General features: G+C 56.5%; 12 protein-coding genes. 7 read left to right on the top strand and 5 right to left on the bottom strand.

Features of this window, described 5'->3' with window-relative positions; genetic code table 11:
* Positions 1-655, top strand: a 655-nt coding sequence (locus CJ255_RS18320) for a hypothetical protein (RefSeq protein WP_217352485.1), incomplete at its 5' end; no start/stop codon positions are given.
* A gap of 312 nt (positions 656-967) precedes the next feature.
* A complete protein-coding gene (locus CJ255_RS18315) occupies positions 968-2,110 on the top strand; it encodes a DUF262 domain-containing protein (protein ID WP_217352484.1) in 1,143 nt (380 codons plus the stop codon).
* Here the strand turns inward: CJ255_RS18315 and CJ255_RS25130 are convergent.
* From CJ255_RS25130 to CJ255_RS18295, 5 genes are all read right to left on the bottom strand, one after another.
* Complete coding sequence (locus CJ255_RS25130; RefSeq protein WP_281257222.1) at positions 2,099-2,440, bottom strand: Bpu10I family restriction endonuclease; 342 nt, start codon at positions 2,438-2,440, stop codon at positions 2,099-2,101. The genes CJ255_RS18315 and CJ255_RS25130 overlap by 12 nt on opposite strands.
* Positions 2,441-2,653: 213 nt before the next feature.
* A complete protein-coding gene (locus CJ255_RS24950; RefSeq protein WP_217352482.1) occupies positions 2,654-3,001 on the bottom strand; it encodes a DNA cytosine methyltransferase in 348 nt (115 codons plus the stop codon).
* A complete protein-coding gene (locus CJ255_RS25125) occupies positions 2,884-3,309 on the bottom strand; it encodes a DNA cytosine methyltransferase (RefSeq protein WP_217352481.1) in 426 nt (141 codons plus the stop codon). The genes CJ255_RS24950 and CJ255_RS25125 overlap by 118 nt, the downstream gene beginning before the upstream one ends.
* Positions 3,310-3,664: 355 nt before the next feature.
* Positions 3,665-4,243 carry an ANTAR domain-containing response regulator gene (locus CJ255_RS18300; protein WP_097645537.1) on the bottom strand — a complete coding sequence of 193 codons (579 nt, stop codon included), beginning with the start codon at positions 4,241-4,243 and terminating at the stop codon, positions 3,665-3,667.
* Between the two features lie 302 nt (positions 4,244-4,545).
* Complete coding sequence (locus tag CJ255_RS18295) at positions 4,546-7,614, bottom strand: hypothetical protein (protein ID WP_097645536.1); 3,069 nt, start codon at positions 7,612-7,614, stop codon at positions 4,546-4,548.
* Positions 7,615-8,014: 400 nt separating this feature from the next.
* Here CJ255_RS18295 and pstS point away from each other — a divergent pair, with 400 nt between their 5' ends.
* The 5 genes from pstS (at position 8,015) to pstB (CJ255_RS18270) (ending at position 14,045) form a co-directional block, all read left to right on the top strand.
* Complete coding sequence (gene pstS / locus CJ255_RS24170) at positions 8,015-10,261, top strand: phosphate ABC transporter substrate-binding protein PstS (protein WP_217352480.1); 2,247 nt, start codon at positions 8,015-8,017, stop codon at positions 10,259-10,261.
* A 155-nt stretch (positions 10,262-10,416) separates the two neighbouring features.
* Positions 10,417-11,397 (top strand): phosphate ABC transporter permease subunit PstC, encoded by a 981-nt coding sequence (gene pstC, locus CJ255_RS18285; protein ID WP_097645535.1) that lies wholly within the window; start codon positions 10,417-10,419, stop codon positions 11,395-11,397.
* The gene (gene pstA, locus CJ255_RS18280) at positions 11,394-12,260 is read left to right on the top strand and encodes a phosphate ABC transporter permease PstA (RefSeq protein ID WP_097645534.1); all 867 of its coding nucleotides are present in this window, start codon (positions 11,394-11,396) and stop codon (positions 12,258-12,260) included. Before pstC ends, pstA begins: the two co-directional genes overlap by 4 nt.
* A 114-nt stretch (positions 12,261-12,374) precedes the next feature.
* Positions 12,375-13,175 carry a phosphate ABC transporter ATP-binding protein PstB gene (gene pstB, locus CJ255_RS18275; protein ID WP_097645533.1) on the top strand — a complete coding sequence of 267 codons (801 nt, stop codon included), beginning with the start codon at positions 12,375-12,377 and terminating at the stop codon, positions 13,173-13,175.
* 9 nt (positions 13,176-13,184) lie between these two features.
* Positions 13,185-14,045 carry a phosphate ABC transporter ATP-binding protein PstB gene (pstB, locus tag CJ255_RS18270; RefSeq protein WP_097645532.1) on the top strand — a complete coding sequence of 287 codons (861 nt, stop codon included), beginning with the start codon at positions 13,185-13,187 and terminating at the stop codon, positions 14,043-14,045.
* Positions 14,046-14,127: the final 82 nt, after the last annotated feature.

Raw genomic sequence — 14,127 nt, 5'->3', positions numbered from 1 at the left:
CCAATCTCCAATCTCCAATCTCCAATCTCCAATCTCCAATCTCCAATCTCCAATCTCCAATCTCCAATCTCCAATGGTACTAACACCACAAGTCTTTGTAGCCCTTGCCGAGCCAGTAGATACAGCCAGCGGGCTGGATCTATCGGGTGAGGTTGCGCTGATTCGGTTGGCACTTGGTGAATTGCCGACGGTTGTGCTGCCTGCACCATGCACAGGCGAACGAGCAACCCTCGCGGCCCTAGCAACAGGCTTACAGACGGGCGTCACTATCTTCTGGTTCGTGGCACCAGTGGGGTACCAGCATGGTGCCCCTTGCCTCGCATTGGAGCAACCCAACGGCACAGCGCTGCCTATGTCGGGCTACGCCTTCGCCGACTTCATTATGCGTAACAGCAACACGCCACCGCGCCTCGTGCTGCTTTCAGCGGGCAATCAGCCGACACCCAGCGCCACAGGCGCTCATCTGAGCAAACTAGCCCAGACGATAGCGCACCACGGCCTGCCCTGCGTCCTCACGCTACCAACTGACTGGGGCGACATGGAGAGCGAACCGTGGATCGCCGCACTACTCACCGCCCTAGAGCGCGGCACACCGCCCCTAGATGCGCTACCAGAGCGCTTACGCGGGCAGGCGCGGCTGTTTCGGGGTCACTAAGATGCTTGACCTACTGGTGTGGTATTATGGGGGGAATGTGAGAACTAGCTTACCTCAGATCAGAGAACGATCTCTCTTTTGCACCTAATAAGGCTGCGAAGGAACCAGGTTCCCTCGCAGCCTTACATTAGTCCGCAGGGTTGTAGGGCATCGCCCTACAGATTTTGGTCAAATCCAAACGAGAAGAGGGTGTGACCAACATGTGTAGCTAGGGTGCGCGAGGGAACCAGGTTCCCTCGCAGCCTTCATCAGTCCTATAGGGTTGTAGGGCATCGCCCTACAGATTTTGGTCATACCCACGAGAAGACAACTATGAGTAGAGATGATATTCAGGAAATGACCGAGGCTGATGCCGGTCTTAACAGTCAAAGACAGAAGCAGACAGATGTAGAGGGGCTGGATGCAAACACCTTCGATCTTGGTGAATATCCTATTGATAGCCTGCTCATTCGCTCCGAGACACGCACTGTGTATGAGGTTGTACGGCGAATGAATAATAATCAGTATATTCTTGATCCAGATTTCCAGCGCGATTTCGTTTGGGATGAAAAAAAACAGAGTAAACTGATCGAATCGGCATTGATGCGTATTCCCCTGCCGGTCTTCTATCTCGCTGAGGAGCGCGATGGTCGGGTGGTGGTAGTTGACGGTCTACAAAGACTCAGTACATTTCAAAGCTACCTGAAGAATGAGTTGAGATTGCGTGGCTTTAAGGGAAATAGCAAAGAGTTAAACGGCTTACGCTTTGATGAATTGCCTCCCAAGTTACAAAACCGCATCGAAGACACCCAACTGATTCTCTACATTATTGATGCCAAAGTCCCTGATCGCGCCCGTCTCGATATTTTCGAGCGTGTAAACAGCGGCGTCGCTCTGAGTCGTCAGCAGATGCGCAACTGCCTCTACGTAGGCGCGGCCACCCGCTGGCTCCGTGAGCAGGCGCGCAATCCAAGTTTTGTTGAAGCAACCGATCAGGGCTTGAACAGCCTAACCATGCGCGACCGTGAGGTCATCAACCGCTTCTGTGGCTTCTACCTCTCAGGCGTGGCTGGCTACCGTCAGTGCAAGGGGGACATTGACGAATTCCTAGCAGAAACCCTGCGTCAAATGAACGACATGGGTGCCGAACAGCTCTCCAGAGAGTTGACGCCCATCTTTGAGCGGAGCATGCGCAACAACTACCACGTCTTTGGCAAGCATGCCTTCCGCAAACACACTAGTCCCGATGGCAAGCGCAATGTCATCAACATTGCCCTCTTTGATGTCTACTCGGTGTTGATGACACGCTATTCAGAGCATTTTGTCGCTGAAAACAAAGAGGTGTTCTACCAGCGTTTCCAGGATCTGCAAGCAGATACAGCATTTTACTATGCCATCACCATCTCGACCAATGATGTACGTAATGTTGAAGCACGTTTTGCACAGATAGATGCATTTCATGCTCTAATCAATTAACCATCCTCGCTGTATGCCATGTTCAATGCCACTCGTCCAATCTGATGTCAAATGACGACGCACTGTATCAAACAAATGCCAAACTATTTGATAGCTGATTGGGTTTTTTATATAGTCTTCGGTATACCTGAATTCTCTATCTGTATTCTTCTGTTGCCGAAGGACATATATTTGATCAACCTTGTACTTTCGCAGATTCACATCGCTGGTCAGTTTAATCCACTCCATAACGACAATGTAAAGGCTATTTGGGTTACGTGCCTTTAAGTCCTCTGCTGCTCTGGACGAACCTTCAAGCATGGTCTTATCTAAGTACGTTTTACACTCAATAGCAGAAGTCCTTGTAAATCGAGAGCAGACTTACTCGATTCTGAATTATATCAATGTCTTGTGCTAATGGTGTAGAATTTGGCCCCACAAGCGCTATATTTTCTGCATGCCATCTATCGTATTCAGATCGAATCTCCCGAAGATAACGCCGAGCTTCATCGCTACGATACTTCGTACGATGACTCTCCTTCTGCCATAAATTAGAACCGTGAACTAATAGATTTCTATCGGTAGAGGACATATATCAAGTTGTTCCTGTAGATACAAGGCAATGGTACGTGCTAGAATGGGTGGCACCGCATTACCTACTTGATTATATTGACAGAGAAATTTTTCTTCAAATCGATTCTCTCTTTGTAGTAATTTATGAGATACTACAGTTTTTTTTTTCATAAATCGATAATGATCAGGAAAAGATTGAATCCTTGCACCTTCTCTCGCTGTTAGGTTTCTATGTTGAAACGGATGAATAAAATTTGCATAGAATGAGGCGGCGATTGTATGAGAAGGTTTGTGAGGGTAAAGACGGCGGTTGTTTTGATCGTAGCTAACCCCAGACAAAGCACCATTTCCATTACGGCGTCTAGCTCCATACTCTTCAGGAACATCAGAACTAGACTCACCCCACTTGATATGTTTAAATCTTTCAACAAGCCTAGGCGAATGATCCATAAATCTCTAATGTCTTGTTGCACAACCAGCATATCGGGATGATTGTGACGTAGTGTATCGCAAGCCCACGCATCCATCTCTAGGGAGAATGGTACATTAAAACCAGCAAGCTCGAAACCTAATCCGAACCCACCGGCACCAGCAAAGAGATCAATCACCGTAGGTTTTGCTGTAGACATAATGAGATTGGATTGCAAAGTAAACCTCTTTGATTGGCATAACCATAGCATGTCTGTACGAAATTGTCAAACAGAAATGGAGAGTACTAGTATCTATAGGGCTATGTTCCCCTTGCTCATTGACGTTAGAAGCTGACGCCATTCCCCCCCTGCTGTTGGGGCTATAACCCCAAAAACCGCTTGTTGTTCCGTGCTAGCACGGAACAACAAGCGGTTTTTGGGGAGGATGCAAAGCCGCCTTCACCCCCCGGCAAGGGAATGATACCAATTACCCTTGAACATGCCGCATCATCAAGCACGCGAAAGCCCATTGGGACGCCATGTTCGGCAATCTACAATCTACAATCTACAATCTACAATCTGCAATGGCCCCCTACGCCCCTAGCTCGCGGGTGAGCAAAATGGCCTGCGCGACTTCTCGCATGGTCTTGCGGCTGTTCATGGCTAGTTGCTGGATTTTGCGGAATGCATCAGCCTCGTTAAGACCCTGTTGATCCATGAGGCAGCCTTTGGCTCGCTCAATCATTTTACGGGTCTCAAGCCGATCTTTGAGTAGATTCAACTCTTTGCTCCGTTGCGTGCGCTCGGCCCAACGGGCAATCGCAACCTCTATTAGCGGCATGAGTTCCGCTTCACGAATCGGCTTGATCAGGTAGCCGAGTACGCCCGCTTCGCGTGCTTCGCTGACCAATTCGCGTGAACTGTAGGCTGTGAGTAACAGAACCGGGGCTAAGGTCTCGGCGGTAATCGAACGAGCGGCACTAATCCCGTCAAGGTGGGGCATCTTTACATCAAGTAGGGCAATGTCGGGCCGCAGTTGGCGCGTCAGGTTGACTGCACTTTGCCCATCACCTACTTCACCGACAACGAGATAGCCCTGCTCTTGTAGGGTCTCGCGTAGATTCATGCGAATAATTGGTTCATCGTCGGCAATTAAGATCCGTGTGGTCATACTGCTCTCCAAAGACAGCAAAAAAGCCTATCTCACGCCAACGGCGATGCAGAAAGGCAACGGTGCATGGGTTATACCAATGATGGGTGACGAGTGATAAGCAATAGATCTACCGCATACCAGCGCACGCTGACGTGGTTCGCTATGCGCATCGTGCAGCAGTATCTCGGTATGAGCTCACACTACCCACCAAGTATAGAGGTTAGGATTACACCCATGCAATAGATATTTTGTACAATCTGGGCTGGATCTTCTTGTTTACGGTAAGGGTACGCGAGAGCACATGCTTCCCTCGCCTCCCCTCACCAGCGGTCAAGGGCATCTACGGTGGCCGAGATGGCATCGAGAAGCTGTGAGCCGCCGATGAGCCCTAGGGCGGGGGCGGCGCGTTCGAGCGCACGCAGGCTGGCTTCGCGCCCGACGGCGGCTTCGCGCAGGGTGGCCCCTAAGGTGCTGCGGGCGAGTTCGGGATGCTGTGGGGCGAGGACGCTGGCGAGGGTGGCGCCGGCCCGCGCACGGTCACTTGGCCGTCTGATGCTGGCAATCACCGTCGCGGCGGCTTCGGTCTGGCCAGCTTCGGCCAGTGCGCCGCCAATGGCGGCAAGGTAGCGGGCCCGTGTTTCGGCGTTGTTGAGGGCTTCGCTGTTGGCCGCAGCGACAGCAACCGCCCGTGCGGCATCGCCTGCGGCAACGAGGGCTGGCCCGATCACGTTGAGGGCGCGGGCTCGTTCGGCAGGTACGCCAAGCGCTAAGGCGTGGGCGAGGGCGGGCACGGCGTCTCCGGCGCGTGCCTGTGCCATTGCGAGGTCGCCACTCGCCCGGGCGCGCTGCTCTTCGCCGCTGATGCGCTCACACATGATCGCTGCTTCATCCCAATGCTGTGCGGCAGCGAGTTGACGGGCAAACTCGTCGTAAGCCCAATCGCGTTCGTCGTCGTCGTCTATGTAGCGCAAGATCTCTTCAGCCGCTTCATGCTTGCCACTCTGGGCTAGGGCAACCGCCATCCTGGCGCGGGCGCGGTCGCGCTCTTCCCCTTCGTTGAGACTCTCAATCAGCGTCAGTGCCCGTTCGATGCGCCCCAAGGCAGCGAGGGCAGCGGCAAGGTCGGCCACGAGCGGCGCACGGTCTTCACCCGTCACGGCATCAATGTCGCTTGTGGCCCGTTCGAGCGCCAGCATCGCAACGAGCCCCTCAAGGCCGAGACGCAACTCGATGAGCGCTGCAATTCGCACTTCTACGGCGACAATGGCTTCAGCGGCAGCGAGAGCGGCCCCTTCGTTGCCCGCATGCACAAAGGCGTGGGCCAGTTTGGCCAAGCCGCGATCACGCTGGTTCTGGTTGGGTAGGTCGGCAATACGCTGCAAAGCACCGGCTTCGTTGTGGGCCGCTTCGTCACAGGCGAGTTCAATCTGTGCCCACGCGACCACCGTCTCCAATTCGATCTCTTCGAGCAGCATGGTGCCCAATGCGTCACCGGCGCGCACGAGGGCCACGCCCACCTCGGCGCGGGCCCAAGCGCCCATGGTTTCGTGCAAAATAGCGCGGGCGAGCCGCTGGGCCCGCAGGTGGTCGCCAGTCTGGAGCAGGTAGCGTACCGCTTCGGTCTCGACCATCGCCCGTCGTTCGAGGTGTTCGATCCGTTCGGTAATGCGTAGGGCGCTATCCACATCGGCACAGGTGAGTGCAGCACTTGCCAGCGTCGCATGCAGCGCCTCACGGCTATCGCGCCAGGCCCGCGAGAGCGGACTGGCCTCGAGGTCGAGCGCCCGCGAGAGCAGACGCATTGCGCTGGAGCGCATGTTGGCTCCATAGCAGACCTCACCCACACGCTTGAGTACAGCAGCCTTGGCGGGGCCATCGGGCAGACGTTCGATCATCGTTTGTACGCGCTTGAGCGCATGGTCGCGCCCACCGTGGCTTAGACCGACGGTAAGGGCCTCGGCGGCAGCTTCGGGCGTAAGGGTGCGGGCCCGGCTGGTGAGCATGCCGGTTAGCGCGACGGCACGAGCGAGGCGCAGCGGATCATCGCCAGTCGCAGTAGCGCGCAATTCCCAACGGGCAGCTTCAAGCGCAGCAGAGAGGGCATCGTGGCGTTCGTGGTTACGGAGCCAATCACGATCAATGAGGCGTGCGAGGCCAGCAGCGCGTGGTTCGCCTGGGGCCAACGTTTCGTGGCGCGCCAATTGGCGGCGCAGGTAACCACTTACCGCCGTGGCCCGGGGGGCAAAGCCAGAATGTTGGCGTGGCCCACGTTCCGCCTCAGCTTGGGCGAGGGCCGCATCAGCAAGGCTACGGTGGGCTGTTGCAATCTCAGCATAGGCAAAGCGGGCAAGCAGAGCGGCACAGACGGGATGGGCAAAGGCCCCTAGCAACACTGGCGGGCTAGGCGCCGTGTCTCCCTCCGCAGGTGGTGCGGCCTGCATCGTCATATCAACCAGGCCCAGTTGCTCCCACGTAGCAATGGCAGACCCCGGATCAGCATCAATCAGTTGGGCCGCCAAGGTAAGCGGGAGTGGTTCAGCCGCAGCCGCAAGCAGCGCCGCCAACTGCTGTTCATTAGGAGGTAGTTGGTGCCACCAAGCATGCAGCAACGCCTCCAAGCCTGGCGGTAACGCATCAAGGGCAATCTGGTCGGCTTGCAGCATGGCACTGGCCAAATAGAGGTAGAGCAGGTTGCCAGCAGCAGCCTGCTGCAACGCTGCGTGCCACGCGCCTGGGCACCCCAGCTTGGTCAGAATCTGGCTCTGCAAACTCTCCAGTTCAAGGTCGGCATCGGGCAGAATGATACGCGCAATTGGTGGATAGGGCAGCATCGCACCGGGAGCAGAGCCAAAGAGCATGGTCACCCCACGGGGCAACTCAGCGGGTAGCGGCACTGGGCCGGGGTGCAGCGGCTGACCAACAGGGTTAAATTCATCAATGGCCAACAGCACTTGGCGCTGCCGTCCCTGGCTCATGGCCGCATCGGCGAGCAGTTGCTCAAGAGCGGCTGGATCGCTGGCAGCAGCAGGATCGAGCATGGGCGCATTGGGGCGATAGAGTGCCGCAAGTTGGGCATAGAGCGCCGCGAGACCTGCGGGGCCACTATTGGTAGCCAGCCAGAGCGGCATCGCTAGACGGGTTGCGAGGGCGGCAATCAGGCTCGTAACGCCACTTCCGGGCGGGCCTTCCAGCACAATCAGGCCGCCACGCGGCTCGGCGAGGGCAGCCTCAAGTGCCGCAAAGATCAGCGGGCGCTCTTGGTAGCGCGCGAGCGCAGCACCAACCTGTGCGGCCTGACGACTAAGCGCCGGGCCAACGTCGGCCCGCAGGGCCGGAAAGGGCTCAAGGGCGGCAAACGCCCGTGGGATCAACTGCGCGTGAGATTCCATGGGTCTATGGTAGCACAATTTGCGCTACCTGTTCACACTTCACTTGGGGGCGTAGTCCCAACAGCGGGTTTTAGAGGCGGTCAGAAAAGTCTATGGGTTGGCGTTGGAGTGCCGGCTTCAGCCGGCTAAAGCCGGCACTCCAACACGGGCCCACTAGCTTTTCAGACAGCTTCTGAAGCATCACAACAGAACAAGCATCTCCTAACAAACTCTTAACATACGATTAGCTCCAATTTAATGTCGGGACTTTATACTGACTCGCGGCGGAATGCTGCATTCGGCTTGACGGTTCTCTATTGTCCACGCAGACTAACAGCGCGAGCTTCAAGGGTGAGGCTTGTCTGGTCGAGCTTGTGACCATCGCTGTAGCTGCCATGAAGCAGGAAGGATTGCGCTTCACATGCGTATTTTTACGCGCCTTCGAGTGGTTCTACTTCTGTTCGCGTTGCTACTGCCACTGCTCGCTGCATGTGGTGGTACCCCGGAGGTTGCACCTCCGACGACGGCCCCGGCTGCTCCCGCAGCTACCCCTGAGCCCGAAGCTCCGACCGAGGTTCCGACCGAGGCCCCCGTTGTTACTACAGATGGCTTCCAGCCCCGCGATCTCTCGGTGACGCTCACCGGCTCTGGGGCGAGCTTCCCCGATCCGGTCTACCAGGCTTGGATCGAGCGCTACCGCGAATTGGCCCCCAACGTGACCATCAACTATCAGGCGGTTGGTTCGGGCCAGGGTCGCCGTGACTTCTATGCCGACATCACCGATATGGGTGGTACTGATCGCTACGCCTCCGATGAAGAACTTGAGGCTTATGGTGCGCCCTTCTTCCACATCCCGACGGTGCTTGGCGCTGTGGTGGCGACCTACAACCTCCCCGGGGTGGATGAACTCCAGTTCTCGGGTGAGACCCTTGTGGAGATCTTCTTTGGCCGCGTCACCAACTGGAGCGATCCGCTAATTGCGGAAGACAATCCAGGGGTTGATCTGCCCGACCTGCCGATTACCGTAGTGCATCGCTCCGATGGTTCGGGAACAACCAGTATCTTCACGGAGTTCCTGAGCGCGATTAGTGATGAGTGGGCTACTGAGATTGGCGCAAGCGACTCGGTGGAGTGGCCGACCGGCATTGGTGGTCAGCAGAACGCTGGCGTAGCAGCAGCAGTTGCCCAGACCGAAGGGGCAATTGGCTACGTCGAGTTGATCTACGCCCTGTCGAACAACCTGCCGGCACCTGCGGTTCGCAACGCGGTGGGGAACTTCGTGAAGCCCACCCTCGAGTCCACCTCGCAGGCAGCGGCGGGCTTCTTGGCCGCTATGCCCGCCGACATGCGCGTGAACATTGTCAACCCGCCCGATGGCGAGAATGCCTACCCGATTGCGGGCTTCACTTGGCTGCTCGTGCGCGAAGAGATGAGCGACCTGACCACTGCGCAGGCGCTGGCTGACTTCCTCTTCTGGGCGATTACTGAGGGTGATGAAGAAGCGCTGGCCTTGCGCTATGCGCCGTTGCCCGAAGAGGTCAAGCTGCGTACGCTGGCGATGATTGCGCGCATCAATGTAAATGGTACCCCCGCCATTGAGTTGCCAGAGGAGTATGCCGAAGCGCTTGCCAGCATGCCCGAACCTGAGCCCGAACCGGTTGCAGCGGCTGCCTTTGAGCCCCGCGATCTCTCGGTGACGCTCACCGGCTCTGGGGCGAGCTTCCCCGATCCGGTCTACCAGGCTTGGATCGAGCAGTACCGCGAACTGGCCCCCAACGTAACCATCAACTACCAGGCGGTTGGTTCGGGCCAGGGTCGCCGTGACTTCTATGCCGACATCACTGATATGGGTGGTACTGATCGCTACGCCTCCGATGAAGAGATTGAGGCTTATGGTGCGCCCTTCTTCCACATTCCGACCGTACTCGGTGCTGTGGTGGCGACCTACAACCTCCCCGGGGTGGATGAACTCCAGTTCTCGGGTGAGACCCTCGTGGAGATCTTCTTTGGCCGCGTCACCAACTGGAACGATCCGCTGATTGCGGAAGACAATCCAGGGGTTGATCTGCCCGACCTGGCGATTACGGTGGTGCATCGCTCCGATGGTTCGGGAACGACCAGTATCTTCACGGAGTTCCTGAGCGCGATTAGTGATGAGTGGGCCACTGAGATTGGCGCAAGCGACTCGGTAGAGTGGCCGACCGGCATTGGTGGTCAGCAGAATGCTGGCGTGGCGGCGGCAGTTGCCCAGACCGAAGGGGCAATTGGCTATGTCGAGTTGATCTACGCCCTGTCGAACAACCTGCCGGCACCTGCGGTTCGCAACGCGGTGGGGAACTTCGTGAAGCCCACCCTCGAGTCCACCTCGCAGGCAGCGGCGGGCTTCTTGGCCGCTATGCCCGCCGACATGCGCGTGAACATTGTCAACCCGCCCGATGGCGAGAATGCCTACCCGATTGCGGGCTTCACCTGGTTGCTCGTGCGCGAAGAGATGAGCGACCTGACCACCGCGCAGGCGCTGGTTGACTTCCTCTACTGGGCGATCAACGAGGGTGACGAAGCGGCTTTGGCGCTGCGCTATGCCCCGTTGCCCGACGAGGTCAAGGAGCTTGCCAACGAGATGATCATGTCCGTGAACGTGGATGGTGTTAGCGCCTTTGAGCGCTAGGAGATGATCGAGCGCGAGGGTGCGAGGATGCGAGGACGCGAGGACGCGAAGCTCGCGAGGACGCGAAGCTCACGCATCCTCGCCTCACGCATCCTCGCCTCACGTTGTTGCAACAATTTTCGTCAAAGCGTATATAATACACATCGATTGACACTATGCCACAAGACACTCAACAACTCACGACTTGGCAGTACATTCAACGCCGTACCCAGCACGGCGATGTCTTCTTTTGGTTTATCACCCTCTCCTTTGCCCTCGCAGTAGTTGGTCTAGTTGCCGTCATTGGTTTTGTTATCTGGAATGGTTCAGAGCTTGCGCGCGAGCGCTTCGGCCTCTCGGCCCTCTTCCAGGATGGGTGGAACCCTATCAGGGGCAATTTCGGAGCGCTTCCTGCCGTCTATGGAACCCTCGTCTCCTCAATGATTGCGCTCTGTCTCGCCGGGCCATTCGGCGTCCTCATTGGTGTCTTTTTGACCGAACTCTGCCCGCAGTGGCTCAAGACACCCCTGTCGTTCTTTGTCGAGCTCTTGGCCGCAATTCCTAGTGTCGTCTATGGTCTCTGGGGCGTCTTTGTTTTTGCCCCCTTCTTCCGCGATCATGTGGCAATTCCCCTGGCCAACAGTGTCGGCCAGGTCTTTCCGCTGCTTGGCGGCACAGTGACGGCAGGACGGAGCTTGATGGTGACCGGGATCATTCTGGCGATTATGATCCTGCCTACCATTGCCGCAATTAGCCGCGATGTGATTGCGGTAGTGCCCAACCATCAGCGTGAAGCGATGCTGGCGGTGGGTGCAACCCGCTGGGAAGTGATCTGGAAGGCGGTCTTGCCCTACGCCCGCGCTGGTATTATTGGCGGTATGATGCTTGGCCTAGGGCGTGCCCTCGGTGAGACAATGGCCGCGCTGATGATTGTGGGCGGGCAGAAGAGTCGCGTACCCGAATCATTGCTGGAGCCAGGGATCACTGCGGCAGCCCTGATCGCGAGTGAATTGCCGAACGCCAACGACTTCCTCCACGAATCAATGCTAATCTTTATGGCTTTTGTACTCTTTGGGATTACCTTAATTTTGAATGGCATAGCGCGCATGCTGGTCTGGTATAGCGCACGCGGCCCAGTCGGGAGTATACGCGCATGATTTCCCAAGCGAGCAACTATCGCCGCCGCGCCATCGTTGATCAGATTATGCGTGGTATGGCGATTCTTGCAACCATTGTGGCGCTGATTCCCCTCTTTTTGATCATTGGCTATGTGATTGTTCGTGGGGGCAGTTCTTTTAGCATCGCCTTCTTCACCGAAGCCTATCGGGCACCAATTGCCTTAGGGGATGATATTCGTAGCCCCGGTGGTGTCCTCCACGGCATTGTGGGTACCATCTTGATTACGGGCTTGGCCACGCTGATTGCGATGCCGGTAGGGATTATGGCGGGCATCTTTCTTGCCGAGTACCCCTCGAATAGTGTGGCTATGACGGTGCGCTTCTGTACCGACGTACTCAGTGCTGCCCCTTCGATCATCGTGGGGGTTGTGGCCTATACCTTGATTGTGCGTACTACAGGTGCCTTTGCGGGCTATATTGGCAGCATTGCGCTCGCGGTATTGATGATTCCAATCATTACCCGTACCACCGAAGAGATTCTCAAGTTGGTACCGCAGACGGTGCGCGAGGCTTCAATGGCCCTGGGAGCGCCCAAGTGGTGGCGCACCCTCACGGTGGTCTTGCCCGCTGCCCTTGGTGCAATCGTCACGGGCGTTATGCTCGCCTTTGCCCGCGCTGCGGGCGAAACCGCACCGCTGATCTTGACTGTGCTAGGCAACAACAATCTTTCGTACAATCTGATGGCACCAATAGCTGCCTTACCACTGCTGACCTATCGTTATACTGAGCAACCCTTCCCGGTGCTCAATGATCTGGCCTGGGGTACGGCGCTGGTCTTGACACTCATGGTTTTGTTAGTTAACATCTCGGTGCGTGTCGCTACCCGCAACCGCCTGCGCTAAGGAGTTGTCTGAAAAATTAGTAACATGCATTGGAGTGCCGGCTTTAGCCGGCTGAAGCCAGCACTCCAACGCCAGTTCATGGACTTTTCAGACAGCCTCTAATGTAAGGATGACATGAGCCACGCAAACCAAAACGAGCATCCAAACATCACCCTCAAAGACCTCAAACCCTTCTATGGGTCGTTTCAGGCCGTGTATCCGGTCAATAGCATCTTCAAGGCACGCTCAATTACGGCGATTATTGGACCCTCGGGCTGCGGGAAGAGTACTGTCTTGCGCTGTATCAACCGGATGCACGAGGTCGTGCCGGGCGCACGCGTTGAGGGTCAGGTCTTGTTGGGTGATCAGGATGTCTATAGCCATACGATTAAACCCCAAGCAGTGCGTCGGCGCATTGGGATGGTCTTTCAGCAGCCTAATCCACTGCGCCAACTCTCGATCTTCGAGAATGTAGCGGTGGGCCTACGGCTCGATGGCATGTCCAAGGCTGATGTGAATGTACGGGTCGAAGAGAGCCTGCGTTCGGCTGCACTCTGGGATGAGGTCAAAGACAAGCTCAACCATTCCGGGTTGGCGCTCTCGGGTGGGCAGCAGCAGCGGCTTTGCATTGCGCGGGCGATTGCGCTACGCCCAAGTGTATTGCTCTTTGATGAACCCTGTTCAGCCCTCGATCCCATCTCGACCTTAAAGATTGAAGAGTTGCTGGTTGAACTGAAGCAGCAATTCACGATTGTGATTGTGACGCACAACATGCAGCAGGCGGCGCGCATCTCGGATCACACCCTGGTCTTTCTGGTAGAGCGCATCAACGATGTGCATCGCGGCGTCCTCGTAGAGGAGGGGGAGACCAGCCAGATCTTTACCTCCCCCCAAGATGAACGTACTACCGATTATATTAGTGGACGAGTTGGATAAGGAGTATTTGTGGAAGACATCAAGGCTCATCGTAGCCCACTGGCATTACAACGCACCGTAGCCGAGCGAACCATTGGACATGTTCAGGCTGAAAGTCGTACCACGCGGCTACAGATTGCAAATTTCAGCTTTTACTACGGAGCCTTTGAGGCGCTGCGCGATATTAGCATGGAGATCCGTGATCGTCAGATCACCGCCATTATTGGGCCATCGGGCTGCGGGAAGAGTACGCTGCTGCGTTCGATCAACCGCATGCACGATGATACCCCCGGTGCCCGTGGTAAGGGGATGATTGCGATTGACGGCACCAATATCTATGCCCACGATGCCGATCCGATCATGTTGCGCCGCCGCATCGGCATGGTCTTCCAGCGCCCCAACCCCTTCGCCAAATCGATCTTCGACAATGTTGCCTATGGGCTGCGCGTACTTGGATGGCGCGACCGCAACGCTATTGCTGAACGGGTTGAACAGTCGCTCCGCAAGGCGGCCATTTGGGACGAAGTCAAGGATCGCTTGAAGAGCTCTGCACTGGGCCTCTCAGGTGGCCAGCAGCAACGGGTCTGCATTGCACGTGCCATTGCGCCGCAGCCAGAGATCGTGTTGATGGACGAGCCATGTTCGGCTCTTGATCCGATTGCAACGCTCAAGGTTGAAGACGCGATGCTTGAATTGCGGCGCGACTACACCGTAGTGATTGTGACCCACAACATGGAGCAGGCCGGGCGCGTCTCTGATGATACCGCCTTTATGCTGATGGATTCCCAGACCCGCGCTGGCTTGCTGGTGGAATTTGGGGCTACGGGCAACATTTTTACCAACCCCAAAGATCAGCGCACTGAGGATTACATCAGTGGGCGTTTTGGTTGATCTTTTTCTGGTGGCTGAGCTTGTCGAAGCCACCGTGCCACTTCTGGTGGCTGAGCTTGTCGAAGCCACCGTGCCACTTCTG

This window comes from Candidatus Viridilinea mediisalina (assembly GCF_002532535.1).
In the GTDB taxonomy this organism is placed as follows: Bacteria; Chloroflexota; Chloroflexia; order Chloroflexales; family Chloroflexaceae; genus Viridilinea; species Viridilinea mediisalina.
The sequence above is the reverse complement of the archived record's forward strand: the minus strand, read 5'-3'. Positions and strand labels throughout refer to the sequence as shown.